We start from the raw sequence: 19,175 nt of genomic DNA, 5'->3' as shown, positions 1-19,175 counted from the left end.
ACGGGCACCAGGGCCCACAGGATCTTCTTCAGCATGATGATGTCCTCTGCTCGGGAGCCGGCGGCGGTGATCGCCGGACTGTTTCATCAGTCTACGTACTGTTCCCCTGCGGTCCGTCCCTCGGTGACGAAGTCCCGCAGCGCGTGCAGCTGTGCCTGTCGTGCCACCGGGTTGAGGTACATCATGTGGCCGGCCTCGTGGTAGTGGTGCGTGAAGCGCGCACGGGCGGCGTCGTCGAGGTTCATGTGGGCCCAGACGTACTCGGCGGCGAAGTGCGGCGTCGCACCGTCGTGGTAGCCGTAGTCCACGTGCACGCGCAGCGCGGGATTGTGCACGAGCAGGCGCTCGAGAACACCCGAGACGTCCACCGGGGCGCCCTCGAACGTGCGGTAGCTCCACGGCTGCACCCGGGCGGTGAGGATCTCGTACGGGAGATCGTTCTCGTAGCCCAGTTCGGCGCGCACGTAGTGGTTCATGGCCGCCGAGTACGGGCCCGTGATCGCACGGATGCTCGGGTCCTCGAAGGAGTCGGACGCCTGGAGGTTGGCCGGACGGGCGGCGAACCGTCCGTCGATACGACCGACGGCGAGTCCTTCCGAGCGCAGGATCTCCGCCGCGAACTCGTGGTAAGCCCAGCGGAAGTTCGAGCGGCGGATGAATCCGGCGTCGAGCGTCGTGATGGCCTGCAGCCGCGCCACCGTCTCCTCGTACTCCTCGGGCGTGAGCCGGCTGCCCTGCGTGAGGGCGAAACCGAAGTCCCGGGCCGCGTACTCCTCCGCCTCGCGGACGACGTCGGCGAGCTCACGGTCGCCGTGGCGGCCGTGGTAGTGCGCGATCGCGGCATACGTGGGCAGATGCAGGGCGTAGGGGAGGTCACTGCCGGGGAAGAAGCGCAGGGTCGACATGTTCAGCACCGTCGAGATGAGGCCCAGGCCGTTGACGGCCATGCCGTACGCGTCGAAGAGCCGGCCGGCGACGGCGACGGCGCGCAACGTCCCGTAGGACTCCCCGACGAGGTACTTCGGCGACAGCCAGCGGTTGTTGCGCGTGGTCCAGAGACGGATCACCTCGGCCACCAGGTCGCGGTCCTGGATGAAGGCGTGGAACTCGTCGGCCTTCTCGCCCTCGACGACCCGCGAGAACCCGGTGTTCACCGGATCGATCATCACGAGGTCGCTGAATTCGAGCAGGCTGTCCGGGTTGTCGACGAGCCCGAAGGGGGCCGGCGTCATGAACCCGACGTCGCCGGAGTCCACCAGGCGCGGGCCGAGGAGGCCCAGGTGGAGCCAGACGGAGGCCGAGCCGGGCCCGCCGTTGAAGGCGAAGGTGACCGGGCGCCCGGGTACGGCGTCCTGCTTGGTGTACGCGACGACGAAGATCTCGGCCTTCGGCTTGAAGCCGTCGGCCTTCCCGTCCTTCGTCTCCTCGCGCCGCAGCACCAGGCGGCCCGTGGTCGTGGTGTACCTCAGGCCGGACGGTGCCGTGTGCTCCCGGACGGCGAAGTCGTCCGAGACGTCTTTCGTGTCCGCGACGCCCGCGCCCTTCCGCGCATCGGTCGCCGTCGTTCCTGGTGTGTCCTGCGTCTCGTCAGCCATGGCAGAAGACTACCGGTAGTTCCCAGAGGCAACAGCTCAGGTGTCGGCCGGAGTCGCCTCGCGCCGCGTGGCAGGTCCGGTGGCCCCGCCCTGCTCCGGTGAGGAGGATGCGGATCCCTCCGTCGCGGGTGCTCCGACGGCTCCTGCGTCGCCCTCCCAGACCCGGTTCTGCTGGGGCTTGGCGAAGAAGAGTGCGGCCGCGAAGCCGATGAGCACGACGACTGCGGGGAGATAGAGGGACTGGCCCATGGACAGGGCATAGCCCGCCTTCGCCTCGTCGGGAAGGGCGCCGCCGGGGGTCGCGGTCATTCCTCCACCGCCCATGTTCGCCATGAGCCGTGACTGCATGATCGCTGCGATGGCGGCGCTGCCGAGGACCGCACCCATCTGGCGGGTGGTGTTGTAGACCCCCGACCCGGCACCGGCCAGTGACGGAGCCAGGTTGCGGGTGGCGGTGAGCGACACGGGAGCCCAGATGCCCGCACTCGAGAGGCCGAGCAGGGAGATGGGCAGGAGCAGCTGCCAGAGGGCGACGTCCGGAGTGAGGATCGAGCCGAGCCAGAAGAGGGCGGCGGACATCCCCGCGAAGCCGGCCACGGCCATGAACTTCGGGTTGTTGCGCTGCACGAATTTCCCGACGAACGGAGCGAGGACACCCGAGATCACGGCCATCGGCGTGAGCAGGAGGGCGGCCTGCGTGGGCGAGAGGCCGCGGACGGTCTGCGCATAGAGCATGAGCGGCAGGGTCATGGTGGTGATGGAGAAACCCATCGCGGTGATCGAGGTGTTGGCCAGCGAGAAGTTGCGGTCGCCGAAGAGGCGGAGCGGCACGAGGGGTTCACCACGGTTGATGCGCTGCCAGACCACGAAGGCGACGAGCAGCACGATTCCCGTGATGATGAGCGACCACACCGACAGGGGGCCGGCGATGGTGCCCCAGTCGTAGCTCTCCCCTTCCTGGATGCCGAACACCAGGCAGAAGAGGCCCGCCGCGCTGAGGAAGACCCCGAGCATGTCGAAGCGGTGCGAGGTGGTGGGGAGTGTGGGTACGAGACGTGAGGCGAGGATGAACCCGACGACACCGACCGGCACGTTGATGAAGAAGATCCATTCCCAGCCCGCGGAGTCGACCAGGACGCCGCCGAGGACGGGGCCGACGAGCGTGGCGATGCCGGCGACCGAACCCCATAGGCCCATGGCAGCGCCGCGGCGCTCGGGCGGGAAGATCCGCGTGATCACGGACATCGTCTGCGGCGTCATGAGCGCGGCCCCGAGGCCCTGCAGAACGCGGGCGATGATCAGTGCCTCGACGGTGCCGGACAGGCCGCACCAGGCGCTGGAGAGCGTGAAGACGACAAGCCCCACGAGGTAGATGCGCTTCGGTCCGAAGCGGTCCCCGAGCCTGCCGGTCACGAGGAGCGGCACGGCGTAGGCCAGCAGGTAGGCACTGGTCACCCAGATGACGCTGTCGATACCCGCGTCCAGCCCGGCCATGATGGCCGGCGTCGCCACGGAGACGATCGTCGAGTCGACGAGGATCATGAAGAACCCGATGACGAGCGACCACAGGGCGGGCCACGGCCGGACGTCGTCGTTCTGGGGCTGGGCAGGGGCTTCCTGCCGGGGATTGCTGGACATGGGGAGAAGACTACTCCCGGCCGCTGACACCCCGGTGCGCACCGGGGCGGCGGACGGCGCTTTGGGATCAAGCCGCCCTTCTGGGTACAGTATGGGTGTTCGGCAGAGGTGTCCGGGGCTTTAGCTCAGTTGGTAGAGCGTTTCGTTCGCAATGAAAAGGTCGGGGGTTCGATTCCCCCAAGCTCCACTGGTTCCGCGGATCCTGAAGGGATCCGCGGACTCGGGACTCGGCAAATAACAGATATTTCACATTTTGCTGATGTTCCGAGAGCGATCCGGTAGATCATGTGAGTCATCCTTGAGGGCATGCGGCCATCCTAGCGAGGGCCGCATGCTCGTCCCAGTTCAACTGTGGCTCCAGAATCGGAAGCTGCCGACAAGGGGACGGTGACGGCCGGCGGCTCAGCGGGCAACGTATCGGCTGGTTCGGCGGACGGCTTGACCTCACGCGCGATCAGGACATTTTCGAACACCAGGCTCGCGCCAAGCGCGGCGATCGGCCTGAGCGCAGAAATCGACGCCCCTGCGTAGGTACCCGTCGTCCATGTCTCCTGCGGCCCGGCCGGGATGAGCAAGTGGACGACGTCGGCAACGATGCGGGCAACGACCCAGAACACAGCCGCCAGATTAGTGACCGAAGTGAATTTCTGCGGTGTCGGCGCAGCAGTGTGGCGACGGTGAACAGCGGCAGGGCCAGGTCCACGACAGCGGGAACGACGTACTGCTGCTAAGTGTGCGGAAGGAATCAGCTCAAACGGCGACGATGGCCCGCTCCATTACTCACCCCGCGTGCACCTACGGTGATGACCTCTGGGCTTCAGGATCTGGCTCAGGCGGCTCGGGTTGACCCGGTCCAACTGGCGATCCCGACCCGGTCTATGACCAAGGTCAGGAGGGTGCTGGATGAGGTCGGACTGACTCCCGATGACGGGTCTCCGTTGGGACACCATGGCCGTTACGGACCGTCTCAACGCACGGGCCCACACCATTGGTTCGTTCGCTGCCGCCGTCGAACCCAAAGCTCACTCCACCGTCAACGCAGCGAAGCTAACTACTGATCTGAAGCGAGTCAGGGGAGGCCGGGCACAAGCGCAGCGCAGACTGGCCTCGAAAGGGCGTTCGGCCCGGTCGGTTCAATTCGTGCCTTCGATGCACCGGTGGCCCGCCGTAATACTTCGCTGAGTTGTGTCTCAAGCGCTCTGTGGAGCCGGTCATCGAAGAGCGGCGTAGTGCCTGCAGTACGCGCTCACCCGCCGACTTAAGGTACACGGCTATAGAGGGGACACCCTCTCCCGCCTGGTCAATCACCTCCTGGCTCAGGCACTGTCCGTGCTGGCCGAGGATGCCAAGTCCACGTCAACGGAGGATGGGCCCGTAAAGCGACGGTGGCTCCAAAGCGCCGCGCGCACGATGTCCGGCCAAGTCATGACACCGTGAGAGCAGGAACTTTTAATGCGGACATCTTCTCGAAGCTGCGGCGTCGAGGGTGTGAGAAGGCTAGGGCAATGGAGCTCGCACGTCTGCTCCTGGACCACGTCCGCGCCGCCGAGGCGGCGTAGAGGAAACACCGGGCGTGCATGAATGAGGGAGATGCGGCGGCGGCTCATGCAGCTGCGGTTACTAGGATCAGGTCAGGAAACACCGATCAAAGGAATCCATGAACGGCACCGAGCAGCAGCCCACCAAGGATGACCGTCGCTTCCTCAGGGAGATGGGCATGACGGAAGTCGAGCCGGGCCGCTGGGTCGGAGCGCCAGAGGCAAACTCTCCAGGAGCACGGGCCTTCCTGGACGACATACGCCCAGAGGAGCAGGAGCAGCTGGCCCTGCTGATGTGCGCCGGCCGCGTTCAGAACAAATTCGCCCTCGAGCGGGGCGACGGATTCGCGGCTACTGTCCACTCCATCGCTGAGGGGACACTGTTACATTCAGCGCTGAGTGCCGAGGATTTTGAGCACAGCCACGTTGACTTGGCCGTCTTCATCGCCATCGAGGCATCCAGTGCAGAAAGCGTCGATGAGGTTGGAGGGGACACCATTGAAAGAGTCTTAGACGAGGTGGCCGCGAGCTACCCCCTAGTGCCTCGCGCGGATGCGATTGCGGTGGCTCTCCGCAAGCTCGGCATCAAGAGCAAGGCGATCCATATCGACGCCCACACGGCCGGCCCGGGTGAAGGCCCCGATCCTCGTGACTACGCCTGATTCCGAGCAGTCCTGCTGCACTTCCCGGGCGGACGGAAGGTCTGGCTGGACTGAACCCAAGGCGTATCGAGAGGGACATAGATACCGGTGAGGAACCCGTTCAAGCCATCCGCCGGCACGAAGCCGCCCGAGATTATCGGACGATCAGAAGTAGTTGAGAGATTCGAACATAGCCTGCACCTCGGGTCCGGGGAGTTGCGGCCCCTGATCATCACCGGTGCCCGCGGTGTGGGTAAGACGGTCATGCTCCAGGCGGCCGGTTATCTAGGTCGCGACCATGGTTGGGACGTTGTTTCGGAGACGGCGACATGTGGACTAGCGGGGCGATTACGGGAGTGGGTACGCCTGCAGACCGGACGAGTCGGGCTGGTAATTACGGTGGATGAGATCCACGCGGTAGACCGTCGTGAGCTTGCCCAGATCGGCGCCGACCACGAGGGCTTCCACTGCCAAGGTCGCCCCGTCATCTTGGTGGTGGCCGGATTACCCGCGCTGGTGGCCAGGCTCCTGGCTGAGGCGCCCGCCGCCTTTCTGTTGCCAGCTGACCGCATAGTCCTCCATAACGTGACCGTGCCCGACGTCGAGAGATCTTTCGCCAGGACGTTCTCACACGGAGGCTTCGACCTGCCAGCGCCACTCCTCCGCCAGGCAGCTGAGGCCACCGGGGGCTACCCCTTCATGGTGCAGCTCGTCGGGTATCACCTCTGGCGTGAGACCGCGGACGCGGCCGAGCTGACACCGGCCGCTACGGCGAAGGCGATCGGACGTGCCCGGGAGCGGCTTTCCCTCATAGATCTGACATAGCAGAAGGGGACGAGGAAACTCCGCCGGGCCCGTCTCTGAAGTGCGCCTCCGCGCCCAATCGGAGTGTGACCCCAATGTCCTGATACCCCCGGGTGTTGCGGCGCTGTGCGCCTACAAGTTTGGACGAGCGCGTCTGCTGCCGGGCGCGCTCCCCACCCTCGGTCAGCCAACTGATCCTCGAGCTTGGTCAAAAGCTTGCTGTCATGGGTTGTCACGAATTGAAGGCTTCCCTGCATCTCCAGGAGGCGGTTGTACCGTGCGATGACAAGGGCGGCACCTTCGAGCAGCAGGGACTCCTTCGATTTCGGAGGTCCATGCCATCGCATAGCCCTTCACCGTCTGCTTCCGGCCGTCCGGGTACTCCAGCTCAGCTCAAAGGGCAGGTGCCTTCGCTGGCCCTGTCGCCCGACTGGTCGGGCACCTCTAGCTGTAACGGGGGGACGTAGCGATCAGCACTTGGCGGGATACCATGCCAGCCAGGTCGAGGAATCGGAGTCACCGGTACAACCTATCGGCGCTCCCGACATGAAGCCCTACGAGTCTCGATCCGTATGGATTGCAATCAGGCGGTATCTTTCGCGCATTCGGGAGACCCTCAGTGCCTTGGCATCTTCATAGGTCGAGGCTTCATCGCTTACCTGATCGATTTCTGCACCTTAAACCACTCCTGTAACAACTACTGGACCAGCCTAGCTGCGGGCTCCTGAAAGGGTGGGAGGCCGTGGATACACTGCACGCATGAGGCAGGAGTTGCGGCAATGCCGACCAGGGCAGGCAGCTCGTCGGCACCACCACCGGCAGTCACCATGTACTCGACATGACCGTCAGGACGGTCAGCCGGCTTCCGTCATGAATGTGACCCGGCTCGATGCGGGCATCGTCTACACAGGATGGCTATGAAGCGTACGTTGCGGGTGAAGCTAGTGCCGGGGCCTGTTACGGGTGCGGCGCTGCTGGCGACCCTGCATGAATGTAACGAGGCTGCGAATCTAATCTCTGTTCACGCCCGGGCCGCCGGACGATACCGCCAATACGATCTTCATCGCGACATGTACGGGAAGATTCGGGATGAGACCAGGCTGTCCGCGCAGCTTGTTGTCCGCGTCATCAGCAAGGTCGCAGACGCCTATAGAACCCGTAAAGCGTTGCTCCTCGCCGGGAAGTACGCCAAGGCAGGCTCATCCCGGCGGGCAAAGATAGAAGCCAAACCGGCGAAGTTCCGGCCCACGTCGGCCCAGCCTTTTGATCACCACTGCCTGTCCTGGAACCACACGGCGCGGACCGTCTCAATTCGAACAGCTGCCGGGCGGATCAAGGGCATCCCCTTTACCGGTAAACCGGAACACCTCGACCTCATCGCAGCCCACCGCAAAGGTGAAACCGACCTGATCTTTCAGGACGGGAACTTCTACCTCTTCGCGACCGTCGACATCGACCCGACACCTATGAATACCGCCCCGGCGGGGTTCATAGGTGTGGATATGGGCATAGTGAACATCGCCACCACTTCTGACGGTGACAACTGGTCCGGTGGCGCCGTGACCGCCCGGCGGCAGAAGAATAACCGGCTGCGCGCCCAGCTCCAGGCCAAAGGCACCAAAAGCGCCAAGCGATTGCTGAAGAAGCGGTCGAAAAAAGAATCCCGGTTCGTCGCTGACGTCAACCACCGGGTCAGCAAGAAGATTGTGGCCGAGGCTAAACGCACCGGACGCGGAATCGCCATTGAAACGCTCACTGGCATCCGCGAACGGGTACGGCTTAGGAAGCCCCAGCGGACCACTCTCCACTCGTGGGCGTTCGCCCAGCTCGGCGCGTTCCTGGCCTACAAGGCAGAAGCCGCCGGAATCCCCCTCCTGCACGTAGATCCGGCCTACTCCTCTCAGGAGTGCTCCAGCTGCGGGCACATAGAGAAGAAGAACCGGCCTGACCGCGACACCTTCAGGTGTCTCTCATGCGCATTCTCGCTGGATGCAGATGAGAACGCAGGCAGAGTGCTTGCCAAACGCGGATCTTTTGCCTGGGGCGCAGTCAATCGCCCATACGCAGCCTGAACCACGCCAGCCAGGCGCGAGTTAGAGCAGCAAGCCCGGTCCGCGTGGCCAGGTGTTGATACCCGTCTGTGTGCAACCTGCAGCCGGAGTGCATGGGGCCGGGTACGCCTGATCGAACTGGTTGCTGAATTGGGGATCTCTCAATGAAACCCGCTGTCCGGTGATGCAGTCAGGCCCCGGGCGTGCGAGGGCTTCACCGTGTCCTCGTGGTCGTGTCGATACTTCTTCTCACCATGACTTCTCGGTACGTCCAAACGGGGAGAGGCCGCGGCTACGCTGACGGCATGAAACGGGAGCTGAGCAACACTGACCAAGGGGCATACCTCGTCACCACGGCAACGGGTAGCCGCTACCGGACCGACCTGACCTCCCGGACGATGAGCCGGCAGATGGGTGCAACGGCGCCGCGGCTTGACTACCTGCCCGCCGGCTTCGCGGAGCTCCGTCGCGACGGCGAGGCTGTCGATCTCCTGATGGTGGAGCACTGTTTGATGGGTGAGTCCGGACTCTTCTGGCTCCAGATCCGCGGTGACCACATCACCACCTTGAGGACGACCTCTCCCATCGTCCAGATTGAAGAGCTGGCCGCCGGCGGTGAGTGAGCTTGCTGGCGCGCGCCCCCTTGCATTCGTAGGAGATGTCCATGGCGACTATGGGTGGATGCGCATGGTGGTGAAGTCTGCTGCGAGGGAAGGTGTGCGGACTCTCATCCAGGTTGGAGACCTAGGTCTCGACTTCCCGGGTGCCATGCGTGGACGATTTGAACACCGCCTCAACCGACTCCTTTCCGAGTACCAGATGGACCTGATTTGTGTGCCCGGAAATCACGACAACACGACCCGTATCGACAAGCTCGATGTCCAGGACGACGGTCTTATTCATTGGCGAACCGCCATAAAAGTGCTCCCCAAGGGTGGCCGCATGATCATTGAAGGACTCCGGATAGGAGGCCTTGGTGGCGCCCTGTCCGTCGACAAGAAGTGGAGGACGGAGGGCAAAGATTGGTGGGCAGACGAGGAACCCACCCGCCAGCAGGCGGAGCAGCTGATGGCCGGTGGTGAGGTGGACATTCTCGTAACGCATGAGGTGCCCGCAGGCGTCGCGGTGAGGAGCTCCATGGTGCTTCCACCCGAGCTCATCCAGCAGGCAAACCGATCCAGGATCCTCCTAAGGGAGGTCGTTGATCGCCTTGCGCCCGCCCATGTCTTTGCAGGTCACTGGCATCAGCGGCTGATTCAGGAGCTAGTGCATCCAGACCAGCGAGTGACCCGCGTGGATGTGCTTAACATGCAGCACAGCCGTGAGGGCAACGCAGTGCTGGTCCTTCCGGGCAGCAGACCGCTGCATGTCGAACCGCTCATCGTCCGAGGTGCCTAAACAAGTTGCTCACCGAAGTCCTCAGTTGCGGACGCAGCACAATGGATGTTGGCGACTCCTAACAGGTTGCCGGTCTCCATCAAGAGTGCGTTTCGGCTCGGAACGAACATCCGCCGGCCAACTGGCGATTAAGCGACGCAACCTCACGGCCAGCTATCGTGACCCTGTGCCCGGGGGGCGGAAGGGGATCACAACGAGGGGGAGCGGATGCTGCACGAGATCCTGAACGACGTCGACACGGCAACGGAGCACGTCCGCGAGTACTACCGGCAGGACATCGACCGGGGGCTTCCTCGCACCGGCGCCAGCTTCGATGAGTGGAAGGGCGGCGGCGACCGGCCCGACATCGCGAACGAGATCACCGGTGACGACTGCGTCGCGGTGTCGTTCCTCGCCGTCGAGGTACCGAGAGCAGCGGCGATCGGCCTGATGGATCGCGAGAAGGAGAACGTCGACCGACTCCTGTCCCTGATCCCGACCGACATCAACATGTGGGACCTCGACGAGGCCGGCTACGAGAAGCACCTGGGCATGCAGAGCCCTGCGCAGGAGTTGTGGGACGTTATCACCCGCCGGAAGGGCGAGAAGTGGGACATCGGACGGACCAAGGGAAGCAAGATCATGGCTCGGAAGCGCCCGAACCTCATCCCCATCGTGGACTCGGTCATCGACGACCTGATCGGCTACGGGCACTACTGGCACGACTGGCACAGAGCTCTCACCGACGGTAGTGGCCTGCCGCAGCGCCTCGAGAAGATCCGCCAGGACTCCGGCATCCTCGAGCTCGACTATAAGCCGTCCATCCTGCGCATCATGGACATCGTCCTCTGGACCGAGGGCAAGGCGGCCATCAAGCGCCGCAACGCGGTCTCCGCCGCGGCGTCTACAGTCCTGCTTCCCTGATCTCGTACTGAAGGGCGATGCGCCTTCATCGAGGTGCTCGGACACGAACGGGATGCCGGTCATCGGCGCGACGTTCCACGACGGCGGTATCTCGTCCTCCATGGACTCGTCGACCTGGAAGGCGTCGATCCTGGCTGCCCGGTTGCCCGCAATGACGAATCGTCCACACATGGCGTTGATTCTGCCCTAGCCGAAGACTCCGATGGAGCTCAATGCTGCCTGCTGAAGCCGGGGGAAGTCGTCCGGGTACATGAGGGCGAGGTCCTTGATCTTCGGCGCGAAGGCACTGTTGTGCCACAGGAAGCACACCAGACGCCGGCGGCCGCCGACCTCCATCTCGATGATGCTCTGGGCGGGATCGACTCGGCCCATCGCGGCGTCGTCGCGGCCGAAGCGCGGGAAGCGCTCGGCCACTTCCGGGTAGGCCAGCATGAACGCCTTCCGCGACGGATCGCCGACCACGACGATCAGCCCGGCGGGGGAGCCGGAGAGCGTCCTGTCCATGTGCTTGCTGCTGCAGAACCGTGCCGCCTCGGCGACCCCCTCCTCCTTCTGCGATTTGCAGTGCACGACCTCGGTCATGGCGACGTTCTCGTACCAGGGGAGATGATCACCCACGAGCTGCCAGGTCTGCTTCTGGATCCACGACCAGTACCGTTCGCGGGCTCCCCGATCGACGGGCTGGCCGGCGGCTGCCCTGCCGATGGTGTCAGCCGGCGACTCGCCATCAGCGCTGGCCTTGAGATGCTGGAGGTTGGCGTTGACCCAGCCGGGCTCGGGGTCGAAACGGTTGAGCATGAAGTCTGCGACGAGGGCGTCGTCCCACTCCACAGTGGGATAGAGCTCAGGAAGGTGCTTGTACCGGGCCTTTGCCTCCGGTTCCCCGGCGCTGATGGAGGGGTTCGAGGACAGGAAGACGACCTTGGCGGTGTCAAGCTTCCCGGCCCATGCCTCAGGGACCTGGAAAGGGCCGTCGTAGCGGTCCTGGGAGCACACGACTTTGTGGCACGGGTGCCTCGGGTCAGCGGCTGCCCGCGGTACTTCCGGGCACCGGGCGACGCTGAGCGCTAGTTCGGCAAGATGTACGGGCACGGCTTTCCCCAATTCGAGCGGCGTTGGAGCGAGCCTACCGCCCCGTGCCGCGGCCACCTCACTGCCACGCGCCCCGGTGGACTCGGAGACGATGAGCAGAACCGCCGCACCCGCACACATGATGACCATGGCGAACCAACGCCTCTCCCGCCTTGCCCTTGCCGCCGCCGTTCTCGCCCTGGGCCTCACCGGTTGCGACACCGTGATGTCGGTCTACCCGGATCCCGGTACGAGCATCGCTCCCGCCGAGGCGGGAACAGCACTCGCCCTGCTCGAGGAAATTCCGGTGAAGGGGCGCGCTCCGAAGACCGGTTACAGTCGCGAGGCGTTTGGGCCTACCTGGGCGGACGTCGACGGAAATTCCTGCGATACCCGCAACGACATACTGAACCGAGACCTGACCGAGGTCATGCACACCAACAGCGTGCCGTGCAAGGTCGAGTCCGGGGTCCTTGTCGACCCGTACACGGGAACTGTCATCCAATTCCAGCGCGGTCAGGACACCAGCGCTGCTGTCCAGATCGAGCATTCAGTGGCCCTGGCAGAAGGGCGTACAGCAGCTCAGCGCCGAGCAGCGACTGCAGTTCGCCAACGACCCTTTGAACCTGCTCGCCGTCGACGGGCCGGCGAACATGGCCAAGGGTGACGGCGACGCCGCCACGTGGCTGCCCCCGAACTAGGCATTCCGCTGCGAGTACGTCGCACAGCAGACCGCGGTGAAGGCCAAGTACGAGCTCTGGATGACCGAGGCCGAGCACGCGGCCATCAGGGGCATCCTCGAGTCCTGCACGGACCAGCAGGCGCCCGCCGAGGCCCCGGAAGCACCCGCCGCTGAGCCCGCCCCAGCGGAGATTCCTGCAGCTCCTGCCGCCCCCGAGGGCGAAGTCGTCTACGCCAACTGCGCCGAGGTGAAGGCTGCCGGAGCGGCGCCAATCAGTGCCGGCGATCCCGGATTCAGCCCCAAGTTCGACGGTAACGGCGACGGCGTAGGATGCGAGGCATGAGGACCGGGGAGAGGTCAGGCGGAGTCCGATGATCGAGGTCGTTGCGCCCATCGTCGGACTCATCGCGCGGATCCTCCTGGAGGTGGGGTTCGAGCTGCTCTGGCTCTTCGACTTTCCCGGCCGCTCGAAGTACCGCGAGTACCTCGGCACAGTCCCTCCGGGCGGCAAGCGGCTGTCGAAGCGCGAGTGGAAGGCCGCGGGCAAGCCCGAGCGACCGGAGAGCGCGGACAGCGCCTCATGACCGAGGCCCAGCTGCACTCAGAGGTTTCAGGCGACCACGTGACAGGTCCTCGTCGGGGCTTCCTCCGGAGCTTCCTACAGGTCGTAGCCGCCGCATCCTGGATCCCGCTGCTCTACCTCGCCGTGTTGTTCGTCGGCTACCGGCCGCCGAGCGGCTCCACGTCAGCAGTACTGGGCGACGTCGTCATCTTCACCATGCCGTGGCTCACCGTGTTCGCTGCACTGAGCTTCCTCTTCGACCGTCGATCCACGCGCGCCTGGGTGCCGCTCTCCAACGTGGCCTTCCTGACCCTCAGCATCGCGCCTGCGGTCGTGCTCGCCTGCCTGCAGTTCATCGCCCTGCTCGGCTTCATCGGAGTGCCGCCCGCCCCTCGATAGGCTCAGGGCATGACGCGCCTGTCCGACCTGCTCAACGACTCGAACACCGAGCGGATCTCTGCACGCCGCATCCAAGCGATCGCAGAAGCCAAGGGCGTGACGGTCTCCAACACCTCGATCTCGAAGTACCTCCGTGGGGAGCCGGACCAGCCCAGTGAGTCCGTGCTGACAGCGTTCAGCCTGGCCCTTGGAGTCCCGCTGAAGATGCTCCGCGAGGCGGCCGGCCTGCCAGCGGGGGAGCCTGACCCCTTCGTCCTGCCGGAGTCCGCCAACCGGCTCAATGCACGTCAGCGAGAGCTCGTCCTCCATACGGTCCGAGTGATGCTCAACGAGTGATGCCGCCCCTACCTGCGGTGCGCGGCGACCCAGTCGGACATGGAGCGGAATACCGGGGCGCTCATGACGAGCCCGTTCGGGTTGAAGAGGCCGAGGAGGGCTCCGAAGCGCATCGCCAGATTTGGCCGCCCCTCGTGCTCGAGCACGATCATGGCGCCGGCGCAGTGCATCGACCTGTCCGTCGTTGAGCCTTCACCGTCGTCGCGATCATCATGGTTGTGCTCGCCGGCAGCGGCCTCGTGTCCGCGATCAGCATGTTCTGACGCCCACCGGTTCACGACGTCCGCCTGGATCCCCGACCGATCGCGCCTACTCCGAACTCAGCTTCCTGAACTCGTCGAGCTCTCGGCGACGCGCACCGACGATCATCAGGACCACCCACGTCAGCGTGAGCGCGACGCCCGCGATGAACAGCACCCGGTCATCGACGGCCCATGGCCCTTCCGCCCAACGGATCAGTGTCGGCACGATGATGAGGACGCCGACGATCACACGGCAGACCTGCGCCGGCACGTTGTTCAGATACGGGTCGGGCTTTCTTGCCATACTGCAGTTTCCCAGTGCGCGGTCGACTCCGCACGCGTCGGGCAAGATGGGCCCATGACCGAATCACCCGCGCGCGATACGACTGAGCTACCGGCGAGCAGCAAGCCCCTGCGGTTCCTCACCCTGCGCCAGGTTGCCGACGAGCTCAACACCGGCGAGCCCGTGATCCGCGGCCTCATCCGCTCCGGTGAACTGCCCGCAATCCAAGTCGGGGGCCGAGGCCAATGGCGCATCGAGCGCGCGCGTCTGGAGGAGTTCATCGCTGCCGCCTACGCCCGTGCCGCCGCAGACATCAAGCGCGGCGACGGCCCGAAGAACGACAAGCCCGCTGCCGGTGACGACGCGGACAGCAACAGTTGATGGACGGCTTCGACGTCGTCTCCGCGGTTCAGGCCTCCGGGGGCGTGGGTCTCTTGATTGTCGTAATCGTGATCGCGAGGAAGGCATCCTCTGCAGATCCGACGGATGAGGCAAAGGTGAAGCGTATGGTCGTCCTGTTCCTCATCCTCGCCGGGATGCTCCTGTTCCACGGCCTATCAGGACTCACCAGGCCATGACATCCCGCATGAGTAGCTCGGACGAGTACCGGAACCTCCCGCCGAAGATGAAGCGCTTCGCGCGCACGAGCCTGCTGCTCTTCGTCGGCTCGGTCCTCGCCGCGACGGCGCTTCGACCGATGCTGGGATTCTGGCTCACCGTTCTCTTGGTCGCCCTGCTGACGTGCGCCGTGCTGATTCCCCTGGCTCGTGCAGCGCGGCAGGAGCGCAAGGATCTTCAGGGACCGGGCGATTCCTCGGGACCACCGTCCTGACGTTGGCGTCATTGGCCGGCGGTCGCCGCACTCCGCCGAGCACCAATCCCCGCTGTCCGTTCCGGCCCGCTCGTCGGGTCTGCTGTGTGATGGTCCGGCGATAGCCGCGGTCGGCGTTGAGGTCGAGCGGAGTGGGATCGGTTGTGGGGTGCGCGAGTGTGGCGTCGGGAGTGGGGGCATATTAAGAAGACTCGGGCCTGGCGGCCCTCGTCCTTGATGGATCCCGTTGTGGGGACCGTCTTGGTTCTCGATGTGGCTTCGTCTCCCGTTGTGAAAATCTTCTTGCTGTCCTGCCTCTTGGGCGCTGCGCGCCCTGCGGGCTTCTTCTTCATCCGCTGCTCACGCGTGTCGGCCTGCGGCCGCCGCGCTGCGCGCTTGGCCTTCCACTCCGGTGACCATCATGTTTCCCAGGGCGCTGCGCGCCCGGTGCTCTTCTCCCGCCGCGGCTGCGTGTCCTCTCGTTCGCTTCGCTCTCTTCCGGCCACCGCATCCACGTCTGCCGTGGTGCCTACCTTTCCCCCGTTTGGCGGCTTCGCCGCCGTCTCGTTTCCCTCTTCGACACGCGTAGCGCTGTCGTCATGACGATCAGCGGCTGCGCCGCAGAACCAGCGTGGTCTTCATCCGCGGTGGACCTCTTGTCCGGTGATGCCCTGCGGGCGGCGGAGTGATCTCGTGATGCGTCATGGAGGTCAACTCGTCGAGCGGGGTGGTGCTCGAGCTGCTTCCCGGTCTCCGGCTTCGCCGTCGCCATTCTGGTTGTCCAGGTGCTTCCCCGTGTGATGCGCATCATGTGTATCAGCGGCTGCGCCGCAGGACGCTTCGCTCACCTGGTCTGTCCGGCCGAGGATCGATCCCGCTGCGCGGAGCAGTCAGCGAAAGGACCCGTCATGGTGCACGGTCCGACGACGATCCGGTGAGCATCCTGCTTACCCGTGAGGTTCTTCCCGCCGCGCGCAGCGCTGCCCTTCACGAGTGCCACCATGATTCAGCCGACGATGTACCACTCGTTCCACCCACTGCCGCGCGCAGCGCATCCCCGTATGCATCCCAGTCTGCTTCCCTCGAACACCCAGCCGTCTGTGAAAGCCCGCTGCAGGCGCAATGTCCGTCTGACAAGGACCGATGTCTCCCCGCACGCGCGCCGCACGAAGTGCAGAGCGACTCCCACGCACCGCGGGGGAGAAAACCTTCGAGGCTTTCGATCGCCCGGGACGAAGGGCCGCACACAGGAAGGTTGACGGGAAGCGTCGCGAAATGGGTCCCCCAAACCGCACAAGCACCACTGAGATGCCAGGGCTACGCCCCGTGTCGAAGACACCATCGAATTCATACCGTAGTCCGGGCACGGTTTGGATACCCGCGGTGGGCGATTCCGGGCTGGGCCCCACAGAATCTCCGGAGCGTGGATCGCCCTAATCTCCGGCCTCAGGTCGCACAGGGGTGGGGCCCTGATCTACGCATGTTTGATTGCATGGGACACGTCATCTACCACTTCGCGCGTACCGGCGGCATCGAAACCAACCCCACGACCTTCAGTCAGCGGGCGGCAACTTTCGCCTCCACCATCGCGGCCTCCGGCCATGCCACGCTGTGCTCACTACGTCCTCTTGCCGGCGCTGCGCGAGACGCAGTCGGGCATCGATCCCACCGAACTTCCGCGTCTAATCGGGCACACGCTGCCTGAGGGTTCATAGGTGGCTGTATCAATGCGCAAGCTATCCAGTGGAACCGACATTCGAGCAAGGACAAGCACATGAGACAGCCTGAAAAGGTTTGGGTTGCCCGCTTTGCCGTCGCCCTGAGCGACCCCTTGATCGCCGTCGACGCCCGCGTCGAGACGGAGCAGGCCGTCCTGAGCCTCGCCGGACGCGACCCCCACTGGTTCGCCGCCTGGTCCTCCGGACTGGTCTCGGACATCGTCCGGACCCTCGATCCTGACGACCCGTGGCGTAAGATCACCGTGGTCAACGGTCAGGCGCAGCACCCCGACGGCAGCCCCTTCGGCTCCTACGTGGACTCCACCGACCTCGTGCATGCCCAGACCGAGGACATCCGTTCGGACCTCGGATTGGCCGCGCTCGAGCAGCGCCTTAATGCACGCACGACCGAGCTCCTTGCGGTCGCCGGCGGCGGCTTGAGCACCACCCTGGACTGGATGCGCGCGAACCTCATCCCCGACGCGGCCCTGGAGGGCCCCGACGCAGAGGTCCTCTTTCGCACGGTCGTCACCGCGCTGCGCTGGGCCATGCACCGGCGCCGGCTCTTCGTCGGCTACGACGACCAGTTCCTCGCCGTGTCCGGCGTCGAGTGGGCGAACCGCGCGTACAAGATCATCAGCGGCGAAGACTGGGACGAAGCCCGCGCAGCCCGCTTCCTGAAGCAGTCCTCGGTAGCCCCGGGAACCTACGCCCAGTTCTCGTAGTTGGCGAGGGCAGTACGCCCTGCCGTACACATGGTGCTTTCGTGCAGCCTCATCGAAGGAACGCCCATGACCGACTCCTCCCCTATACCTGCCGGCTCCGAGCCGACCGGGTCATTGGTGCAGCCCATCGTGCTACTCATCGACAAGGATGACCCGGCCCCTGAGGCCGACGGCATCGGGCCGGGCCAGAAGGAGGCGCGCAGGGTGGCAGGGAAACCACTACATCTTGTCGTCGGTCAGGAGCTCGGTGCCGATCGTGGAGAGCTCCCCGATGCGGCCGATCGTCCCGGCTAGGCTCAGCGGCATGGACGAGATCGCAGCCTTCATCCTGGCGTGCCTGGAAGACGAGGAGGCCGCCGTCACCGCCGGTGCATACCCGGAGGAGTGGGTGGTCGACCAGCAGCGCGCGTCATGTCGCACGAGACGTGAGCTCGTCGCGCACGCCCAGCGCATCGATTGGGACTACGAACCGGCCGGCGAGGCCGACTACATGCGGACGATCCTGGAGATCCTCGCCGAGCCGCACGCGGACCACCCCGACTTCCGGCCGGAGTGGAAGCAGGTCTAGTGCCGGCGGGCGCCGCCGCGGGCCTTCATCCGTGCGGTCGCCCGCATCGCCATCCCGATACCGATGCCGAGCAGTAGCAGTAGCAGTAGCAGTAGCAGGGTGCTCGGACTCACGGGGACGCCGAGGCCCGCCATGGCGAGCGACGCAGCGACGGCGAGCAGCAGCCGGGCAAGGTAGCGGTAGTGGCTCACGCTGAGGAGTCGACCCAGCTTGGCCGGCCAGGGGACGAAACGGACGTCACTGGTGTCGACGTCGAGGGACTTCAATCTGCGCATGGGCGCCATGTGTGCGGGCGGTACAGTGTCGCTCACCGCTCAGGGCTATTGGCGTGGTTGGTCAGCCGAAGTTGGCTATCGCTTCCTCGATGGCCTCATCCAGGACGCCTGCCCTTTCGGGACAGAAGTACGCGACGGTAAGTCGAAGGATCTCAGCCCCGCTCCCCAATGCCGGGTCGCCGTCATGCAGCTGGCGCACGTTCCTGCGGAAGGAGCCCGTCTGGTCGGATGTGTCTCCCTCGCACACATTCGCCTTCATGAACGGGGCGTAGTCCGAGATGTCGTCCGGGAAGAAGCCAAGTGCGGCCAGGTCTTCCTCGTATACGCCGCTGATCGGCAGGGGCTGGGGGAGAGCCTGCGGGTCCTCAGCAAGCTCCTCGGACGCTGAGAAGTAGGGGGTGCAGAGGTTGACTAGTTCGGTGCCGGCGGCCTTGAATTCTGTGGCATCGAAGTTGTACGTCGACCCTCCACCCCCCGTGATGTCGATCATCTCCGTCATGGGGCTGGCGAAACCTTTGAGGAATGGCTTCATGTCGTCCTCAGCGTGCACGGCGAGACCATCGACTTCGGCCTTCAGGTCACGAGCCTTCGCGATAGTGTCCGGGTCAATGTCCTGGAACTCATTGACGAAGTCGATCGTCCGGAACAAAGGGCCGTCCTCGTCCGGGCCGAGGAGTTGGTTGCAGGTCGTCTGTCGCGACACCTGGAAGGCCGGCTCGGTTTTTTCAACCGTGGCCGACGGCGTCGGAGTAGAGGTCGGAGTGGAACGCACGCTCTCTGCTGGCTGCGACTCCGCCTCGGGGGCGGCACACCCGGCGAGCAGGACCAGGGCAAGCGGGATGGCGGCGAAGCGAGCGTTCAAGGAGTCCCCCAGTAAGTGATGTGGCTATCAGGGTAACTGCGGGATCGGCTCCCGACCATCAAACTCTCCGGGC

25 protein-coding genes and 1 tRNA gene are annotated in these 19,175 nt (G+C 64.9%); 18 read left to right on the top strand and 8 right to left on the bottom strand.

Features of this window, described 5'->3' with window-relative positions:
* Positions 1-86 precede the first annotated feature (86 nt).
* Both ACTIMO_RS02190 and ACTIMO_RS02185 read right to left on the bottom strand, forming a co-directional pair.
* Positions 87-1,595, bottom strand: coding sequence for a S10 family peptidase (locus ACTIMO_RS02190; RefSeq protein WP_448181360.1), 1,509 nt, complete (start codon positions 1,593-1,595; stop codon positions 87-89).
* A gap of 36 nt (positions 1,596-1,631) precedes the next feature.
* A complete protein-coding gene (locus ACTIMO_RS02185; protein WP_448181359.1) occupies positions 1,632-3,233 on the bottom strand; it encodes a DHA2 family efflux MFS transporter permease subunit in 1,602 nt (533 codons plus the stop codon).
* 114 nt (positions 3,234-3,347) lie between these two features.
* Here ACTIMO_RS02185 and ACTIMO_RS02180 point away from each other — a divergent pair.
* Positions 3,348-3,420 (top strand) — tRNA-Ala (locus ACTIMO_RS02180).
* A gap of 130 nt (positions 3,421-3,550) precedes the next feature.
* Here the strand turns inward: ACTIMO_RS02180 and ACTIMO_RS02175 are convergent.
* Positions 3,551-3,850 (bottom strand): hypothetical protein, encoded by a 300-nt coding sequence (locus ACTIMO_RS02175; protein WP_448181358.1) that lies wholly within the window; start codon positions 3,848-3,850, stop codon positions 3,551-3,553.
* A 1,040-nt stretch (positions 3,851-4,890) separates the two neighbouring features.
* Here ACTIMO_RS02175 and ACTIMO_RS02170 point away from each other — a divergent pair.
* The 6 genes from ACTIMO_RS02170 to ACTIMO_RS02145 all read left to right on the top strand — a co-directional run bounded on the left by ACTIMO_RS02170 (position 4,891) and on the right by ACTIMO_RS02145 (position 10,568).
* Positions 4,891-5,433, top strand: coding sequence for a hypothetical protein (locus tag ACTIMO_RS02170; protein WP_448181357.1), 543 nt, complete (start codon positions 4,891-4,893; stop codon positions 5,431-5,433).
* 378 nt (positions 5,434-5,811) lie between these two features.
* Positions 5,812-6,237 carry a hypothetical protein gene (locus ACTIMO_RS02165; protein WP_448181356.1) on the top strand — a complete coding sequence of 142 codons (426 nt, stop codon included), beginning with the start codon at positions 5,812-5,814 and terminating at the stop codon, positions 6,235-6,237.
* Between the two features lie 896 nt (positions 6,238-7,133).
* Positions 7,134-8,288, top strand: coding sequence for an RNA-guided endonuclease InsQ/TnpB family protein (locus ACTIMO_RS02160; RefSeq protein WP_448181355.1), 1,155 nt, complete (start codon positions 7,134-7,136; stop codon positions 8,286-8,288).
* A 284-nt stretch (positions 8,289-8,572) separates the two neighbouring features.
* Complete coding sequence (locus tag ACTIMO_RS02155) at positions 8,573-8,890, top strand: hypothetical protein (protein ID WP_448181354.1); 318 nt, start codon at positions 8,573-8,575, stop codon at positions 8,888-8,890.
* Positions 8,883-9,665, top strand: coding sequence for a metallophosphoesterase family protein (locus ACTIMO_RS02150; RefSeq protein ID WP_448181353.1), 783 nt, complete (start codon positions 8,883-8,885; stop codon positions 9,663-9,665). The genes ACTIMO_RS02155 and ACTIMO_RS02150 overlap by 8 nt, the downstream gene beginning before the upstream one ends.
* Before the next feature lie 207 nt (positions 9,666-9,872).
* Positions 9,873-10,568 carry a DUF6308 family protein gene (locus ACTIMO_RS02145; RefSeq protein ID WP_448181352.1) on the top strand — a complete coding sequence of 232 codons (696 nt, stop codon included), beginning with the start codon at positions 9,873-9,875 and terminating at the stop codon, positions 10,566-10,568.
* Positions 10,569-10,754: 186 nt separating this feature from the next.
* Here ACTIMO_RS02145 and ACTIMO_RS02140 read toward each other — a convergent pair whose 3' ends face one another.
* Positions 10,755-11,564: a hypothetical protein gene (locus ACTIMO_RS02140; RefSeq protein ID WP_448181351.1), complete on the bottom strand. Its 810-nt coding sequence runs from the start codon at positions 11,562-11,564 to the stop codon at positions 10,755-10,757.
* Positions 11,565-12,112: 548 nt separating this feature from the next.
* On the opposite strand from ACTIMO_RS02140, the gene ACTIMO_RS02135 reads away from it, so the two are divergent.
* The 5 genes from ACTIMO_RS02135 to ACTIMO_RS02115 are packed head-to-tail and all read left to right on the top strand — an operon-like array spanning position 12,113 to position 13,618.
* Positions 12,113-12,340, top strand: a complete 228-nt coding sequence (locus ACTIMO_RS02135) for a GmrSD restriction endonuclease domain-containing protein (protein ID WP_448181350.1) — start codon at positions 12,113-12,115, stop codon at positions 12,338-12,340.
* A 36-nt stretch (positions 12,341-12,376) separates the two neighbouring features.
* Positions 12,377-12,664, top strand: coding sequence for an excalibur calcium-binding domain-containing protein (locus ACTIMO_RS02130; protein WP_448181349.1), 288 nt, complete (start codon positions 12,377-12,379; stop codon positions 12,662-12,664).
* 28 nt (positions 12,665-12,692) lie between these two features.
* On the top strand, positions 12,693-12,905 hold the full coding sequence (locus ACTIMO_RS02125; RefSeq protein ID WP_448181348.1) for a hypothetical protein: 213 nt from the start codon (positions 12,693-12,695) through the stop codon (positions 12,903-12,905).
* Between the two features lie 38 nt (positions 12,906-12,943).
* Positions 12,944-13,282 (top strand): hypothetical protein, encoded by a 339-nt coding sequence (locus tag ACTIMO_RS02120; protein WP_448181347.1) that lies wholly within the window; start codon positions 12,944-12,946, stop codon positions 13,280-13,282.
* Positions 13,283-13,291: 9 nt separating this feature from the next.
* Positions 13,292-13,618, top strand: a complete 327-nt coding sequence (locus tag ACTIMO_RS02115; protein ID WP_448181346.1) for a hypothetical protein — start codon at positions 13,292-13,294, stop codon at positions 13,616-13,618.
* Between the two features lie 8 nt (positions 13,619-13,626).
* Here ACTIMO_RS02115 and ACTIMO_RS02110 read toward each other — a convergent pair whose 3' ends face one another.
* Both ACTIMO_RS02110 and ACTIMO_RS02105 read right to left on the bottom strand, forming a co-directional pair.
* A complete protein-coding gene (locus ACTIMO_RS02110) occupies positions 13,627-13,788 on the bottom strand; it encodes a hypothetical protein (protein WP_448181345.1) in 162 nt (53 codons plus the stop codon).
* Positions 13,789-13,927: 139 nt separating this feature from the next.
* On the bottom strand, positions 13,928-14,164 hold the full coding sequence (locus ACTIMO_RS02105; protein ID WP_448181344.1) for a hypothetical protein: 237 nt from the start codon (positions 14,162-14,164) through the stop codon (positions 13,928-13,930).
* A 54-nt stretch (positions 14,165-14,218) separates the two neighbouring features.
* Between ACTIMO_RS02105 and ACTIMO_RS02100 the strand changes: the two genes are divergently transcribed.
* The 6 genes from ACTIMO_RS02100 to ACTIMO_RS02075 all read left to right on the top strand — a co-directional run bounded on the left by ACTIMO_RS02100 (position 14,219) and on the right by ACTIMO_RS02075 (position 17,965).
* Positions 14,219-14,524, top strand: coding sequence for a helix-turn-helix domain-containing protein (locus ACTIMO_RS02100; RefSeq protein ID WP_448181343.1), 306 nt, complete (start codon positions 14,219-14,221; stop codon positions 14,522-14,524).
* Complete coding sequence (locus ACTIMO_RS02095) at positions 14,524-14,721, top strand: hypothetical protein (protein WP_448181342.1); 198 nt, start codon at positions 14,524-14,526, stop codon at positions 14,719-14,721. Before ACTIMO_RS02100 ends, ACTIMO_RS02095 begins: the two co-directional genes overlap by 1 nt.
* An 8-nt stretch (positions 14,722-14,729) precedes the next feature.
* Entirely contained in the window at positions 14,730-14,975 is a 246-nt protein-coding gene (locus tag ACTIMO_RS02090) for a hypothetical protein (RefSeq protein ID WP_448181341.1), read from the top strand.
* A gap of 1,753 nt (positions 14,976-16,728) precedes the next feature.
* On the top strand, positions 16,729-17,397 hold the full coding sequence (locus ACTIMO_RS02085; protein ID WP_448181340.1) for a hypothetical protein: 669 nt from the start codon (positions 16,729-16,731) through the stop codon (positions 17,395-17,397).
* A 66-nt stretch (positions 17,398-17,463) separates the two neighbouring features.
* Positions 17,464-17,691 (top strand): hypothetical protein, encoded by a 228-nt coding sequence (locus tag ACTIMO_RS02080; RefSeq protein ID WP_448181339.1) that lies wholly within the window; start codon positions 17,464-17,466, stop codon positions 17,689-17,691.
* A 10-nt stretch (positions 17,692-17,701) separates the two neighbouring features.
* On the top strand, positions 17,702-17,965 hold the full coding sequence (locus tag ACTIMO_RS02075; protein ID WP_448181338.1) for a DUF6221 family protein: 264 nt from the start codon (positions 17,702-17,704) through the stop codon (positions 17,963-17,965).
* On the opposite strand, the gene ACTIMO_RS02070 is transcribed toward ACTIMO_RS02075, so the two are convergent.
* Entirely contained in the window at positions 17,962-18,276 is a 315-nt protein-coding gene (locus tag ACTIMO_RS02070) for a hypothetical protein (RefSeq protein WP_448181337.1), read from the bottom strand. The genes ACTIMO_RS02075 and ACTIMO_RS02070 overlap by 4 nt on opposite strands.
* A gap of 25 nt (positions 18,277-18,301) precedes the next feature.
* Entirely contained in the window at positions 18,302-19,102 is an 801-nt protein-coding gene (locus tag ACTIMO_RS02065) for a hypothetical protein (RefSeq protein WP_448181336.1), read from the bottom strand.
* Positions 19,103-19,175 lie beyond the last annotated feature (73 nt).

The organism is Arthrobacter sp. CP30, from assembly GCF_053470025.1.
Note: the sequence above shows the minus strand (reverse complement) of the source record. Positions and strands in the feature narration are given on the sequence as shown.

Excerpts from the sequence above, each read along its gene's own strand:
- ACTIMO_RS02190 (WP_448181360.1), bottom strand. The coding sequence starts at position 1,595 with ATGGCTGACGAGACGCAGGACACACCAGGAACGACGGCGACCGATGCG.
- ACTIMO_RS02185 (WP_448181359.1), bottom strand. The coding sequence starts at position 3,233 with ATGTCCAGCAATCCCCGGCAGGAAGCCCCTGCCCAGCCCCAGAACGAC.
- ACTIMO_RS02170 (WP_448181357.1), top strand. The coding sequence starts at position 4,891 with ATGAACGGCACCGAGCAGCAGCCCACCAAGGATGACCGTCGCTTCCTC.
- ACTIMO_RS02160 (WP_448181355.1), top strand. The coding sequence starts at position 7,134 with ATGAAGCGTACGTTGCGGGTGAAGCTAGTGCCGGGGCCTGTTACGGGT.
- ACTIMO_RS02155 (WP_448181354.1), top strand. The coding sequence starts at position 8,573 with ATGAAACGGGAGCTGAGCAACACTGACCAAGGGGCATACCTCGTCACC.
- ACTIMO_RS02145 (WP_448181352.1), top strand. The coding sequence starts at position 9,873 with ATGCTGCACGAGATCCTGAACGACGTCGACACGGCAACGGAGCACGTC.
- ACTIMO_RS02125 (WP_448181348.1), top strand. The coding sequence starts at position 12,693 with ATGATCGAGGTCGTTGCGCCCATCGTCGGACTCATCGCGCGGATCCTC.
- ACTIMO_RS02115 (WP_448181346.1), top strand. The coding sequence starts at position 13,292 with ATGACGCGCCTGTCCGACCTGCTCAACGACTCGAACACCGAGCGGATC.
- ACTIMO_RS02110 (WP_448181345.1), bottom strand. The coding sequence starts at position 13,788 with ATGCACTGCGCCGGCGCCATGATCGTGCTCGAGCACGAGGGGCGGCCA.
- ACTIMO_RS02105 (WP_448181344.1), bottom strand. The coding sequence starts at position 14,164 with ATGGCAAGAAAGCCCGACCCGTATCTGAACAACGTGCCGGCGCAGGTC.
- ACTIMO_RS02100 (WP_448181343.1), top strand. The coding sequence starts at position 14,219 with ATGACCGAATCACCCGCGCGCGATACGACTGAGCTACCGGCGAGCAGC.
- ACTIMO_RS02095 (WP_448181342.1), top strand. The coding sequence starts at position 14,524 with ATGGACGGCTTCGACGTCGTCTCCGCGGTTCAGGCCTCCGGGGGCGTG.
- ACTIMO_RS02090 (WP_448181341.1), top strand. The coding sequence starts at position 14,730 with ATGAGTAGCTCGGACGAGTACCGGAACCTCCCGCCGAAGATGAAGCGC.
- ACTIMO_RS02085 (WP_448181340.1), top strand. The coding sequence starts at position 16,729 with ATGAGACAGCCTGAAAAGGTTTGGGTTGCCCGCTTTGCCGTCGCCCTG.
- ACTIMO_RS02080 (WP_448181339.1), top strand. The coding sequence starts at position 17,464 with ATGACCGACTCCTCCCCTATACCTGCCGGCTCCGAGCCGACCGGGTCA.
- ACTIMO_RS02075 (WP_448181338.1), top strand. The coding sequence starts at position 17,702 with ATGGACGAGATCGCAGCCTTCATCCTGGCGTGCCTGGAAGACGAGGAG.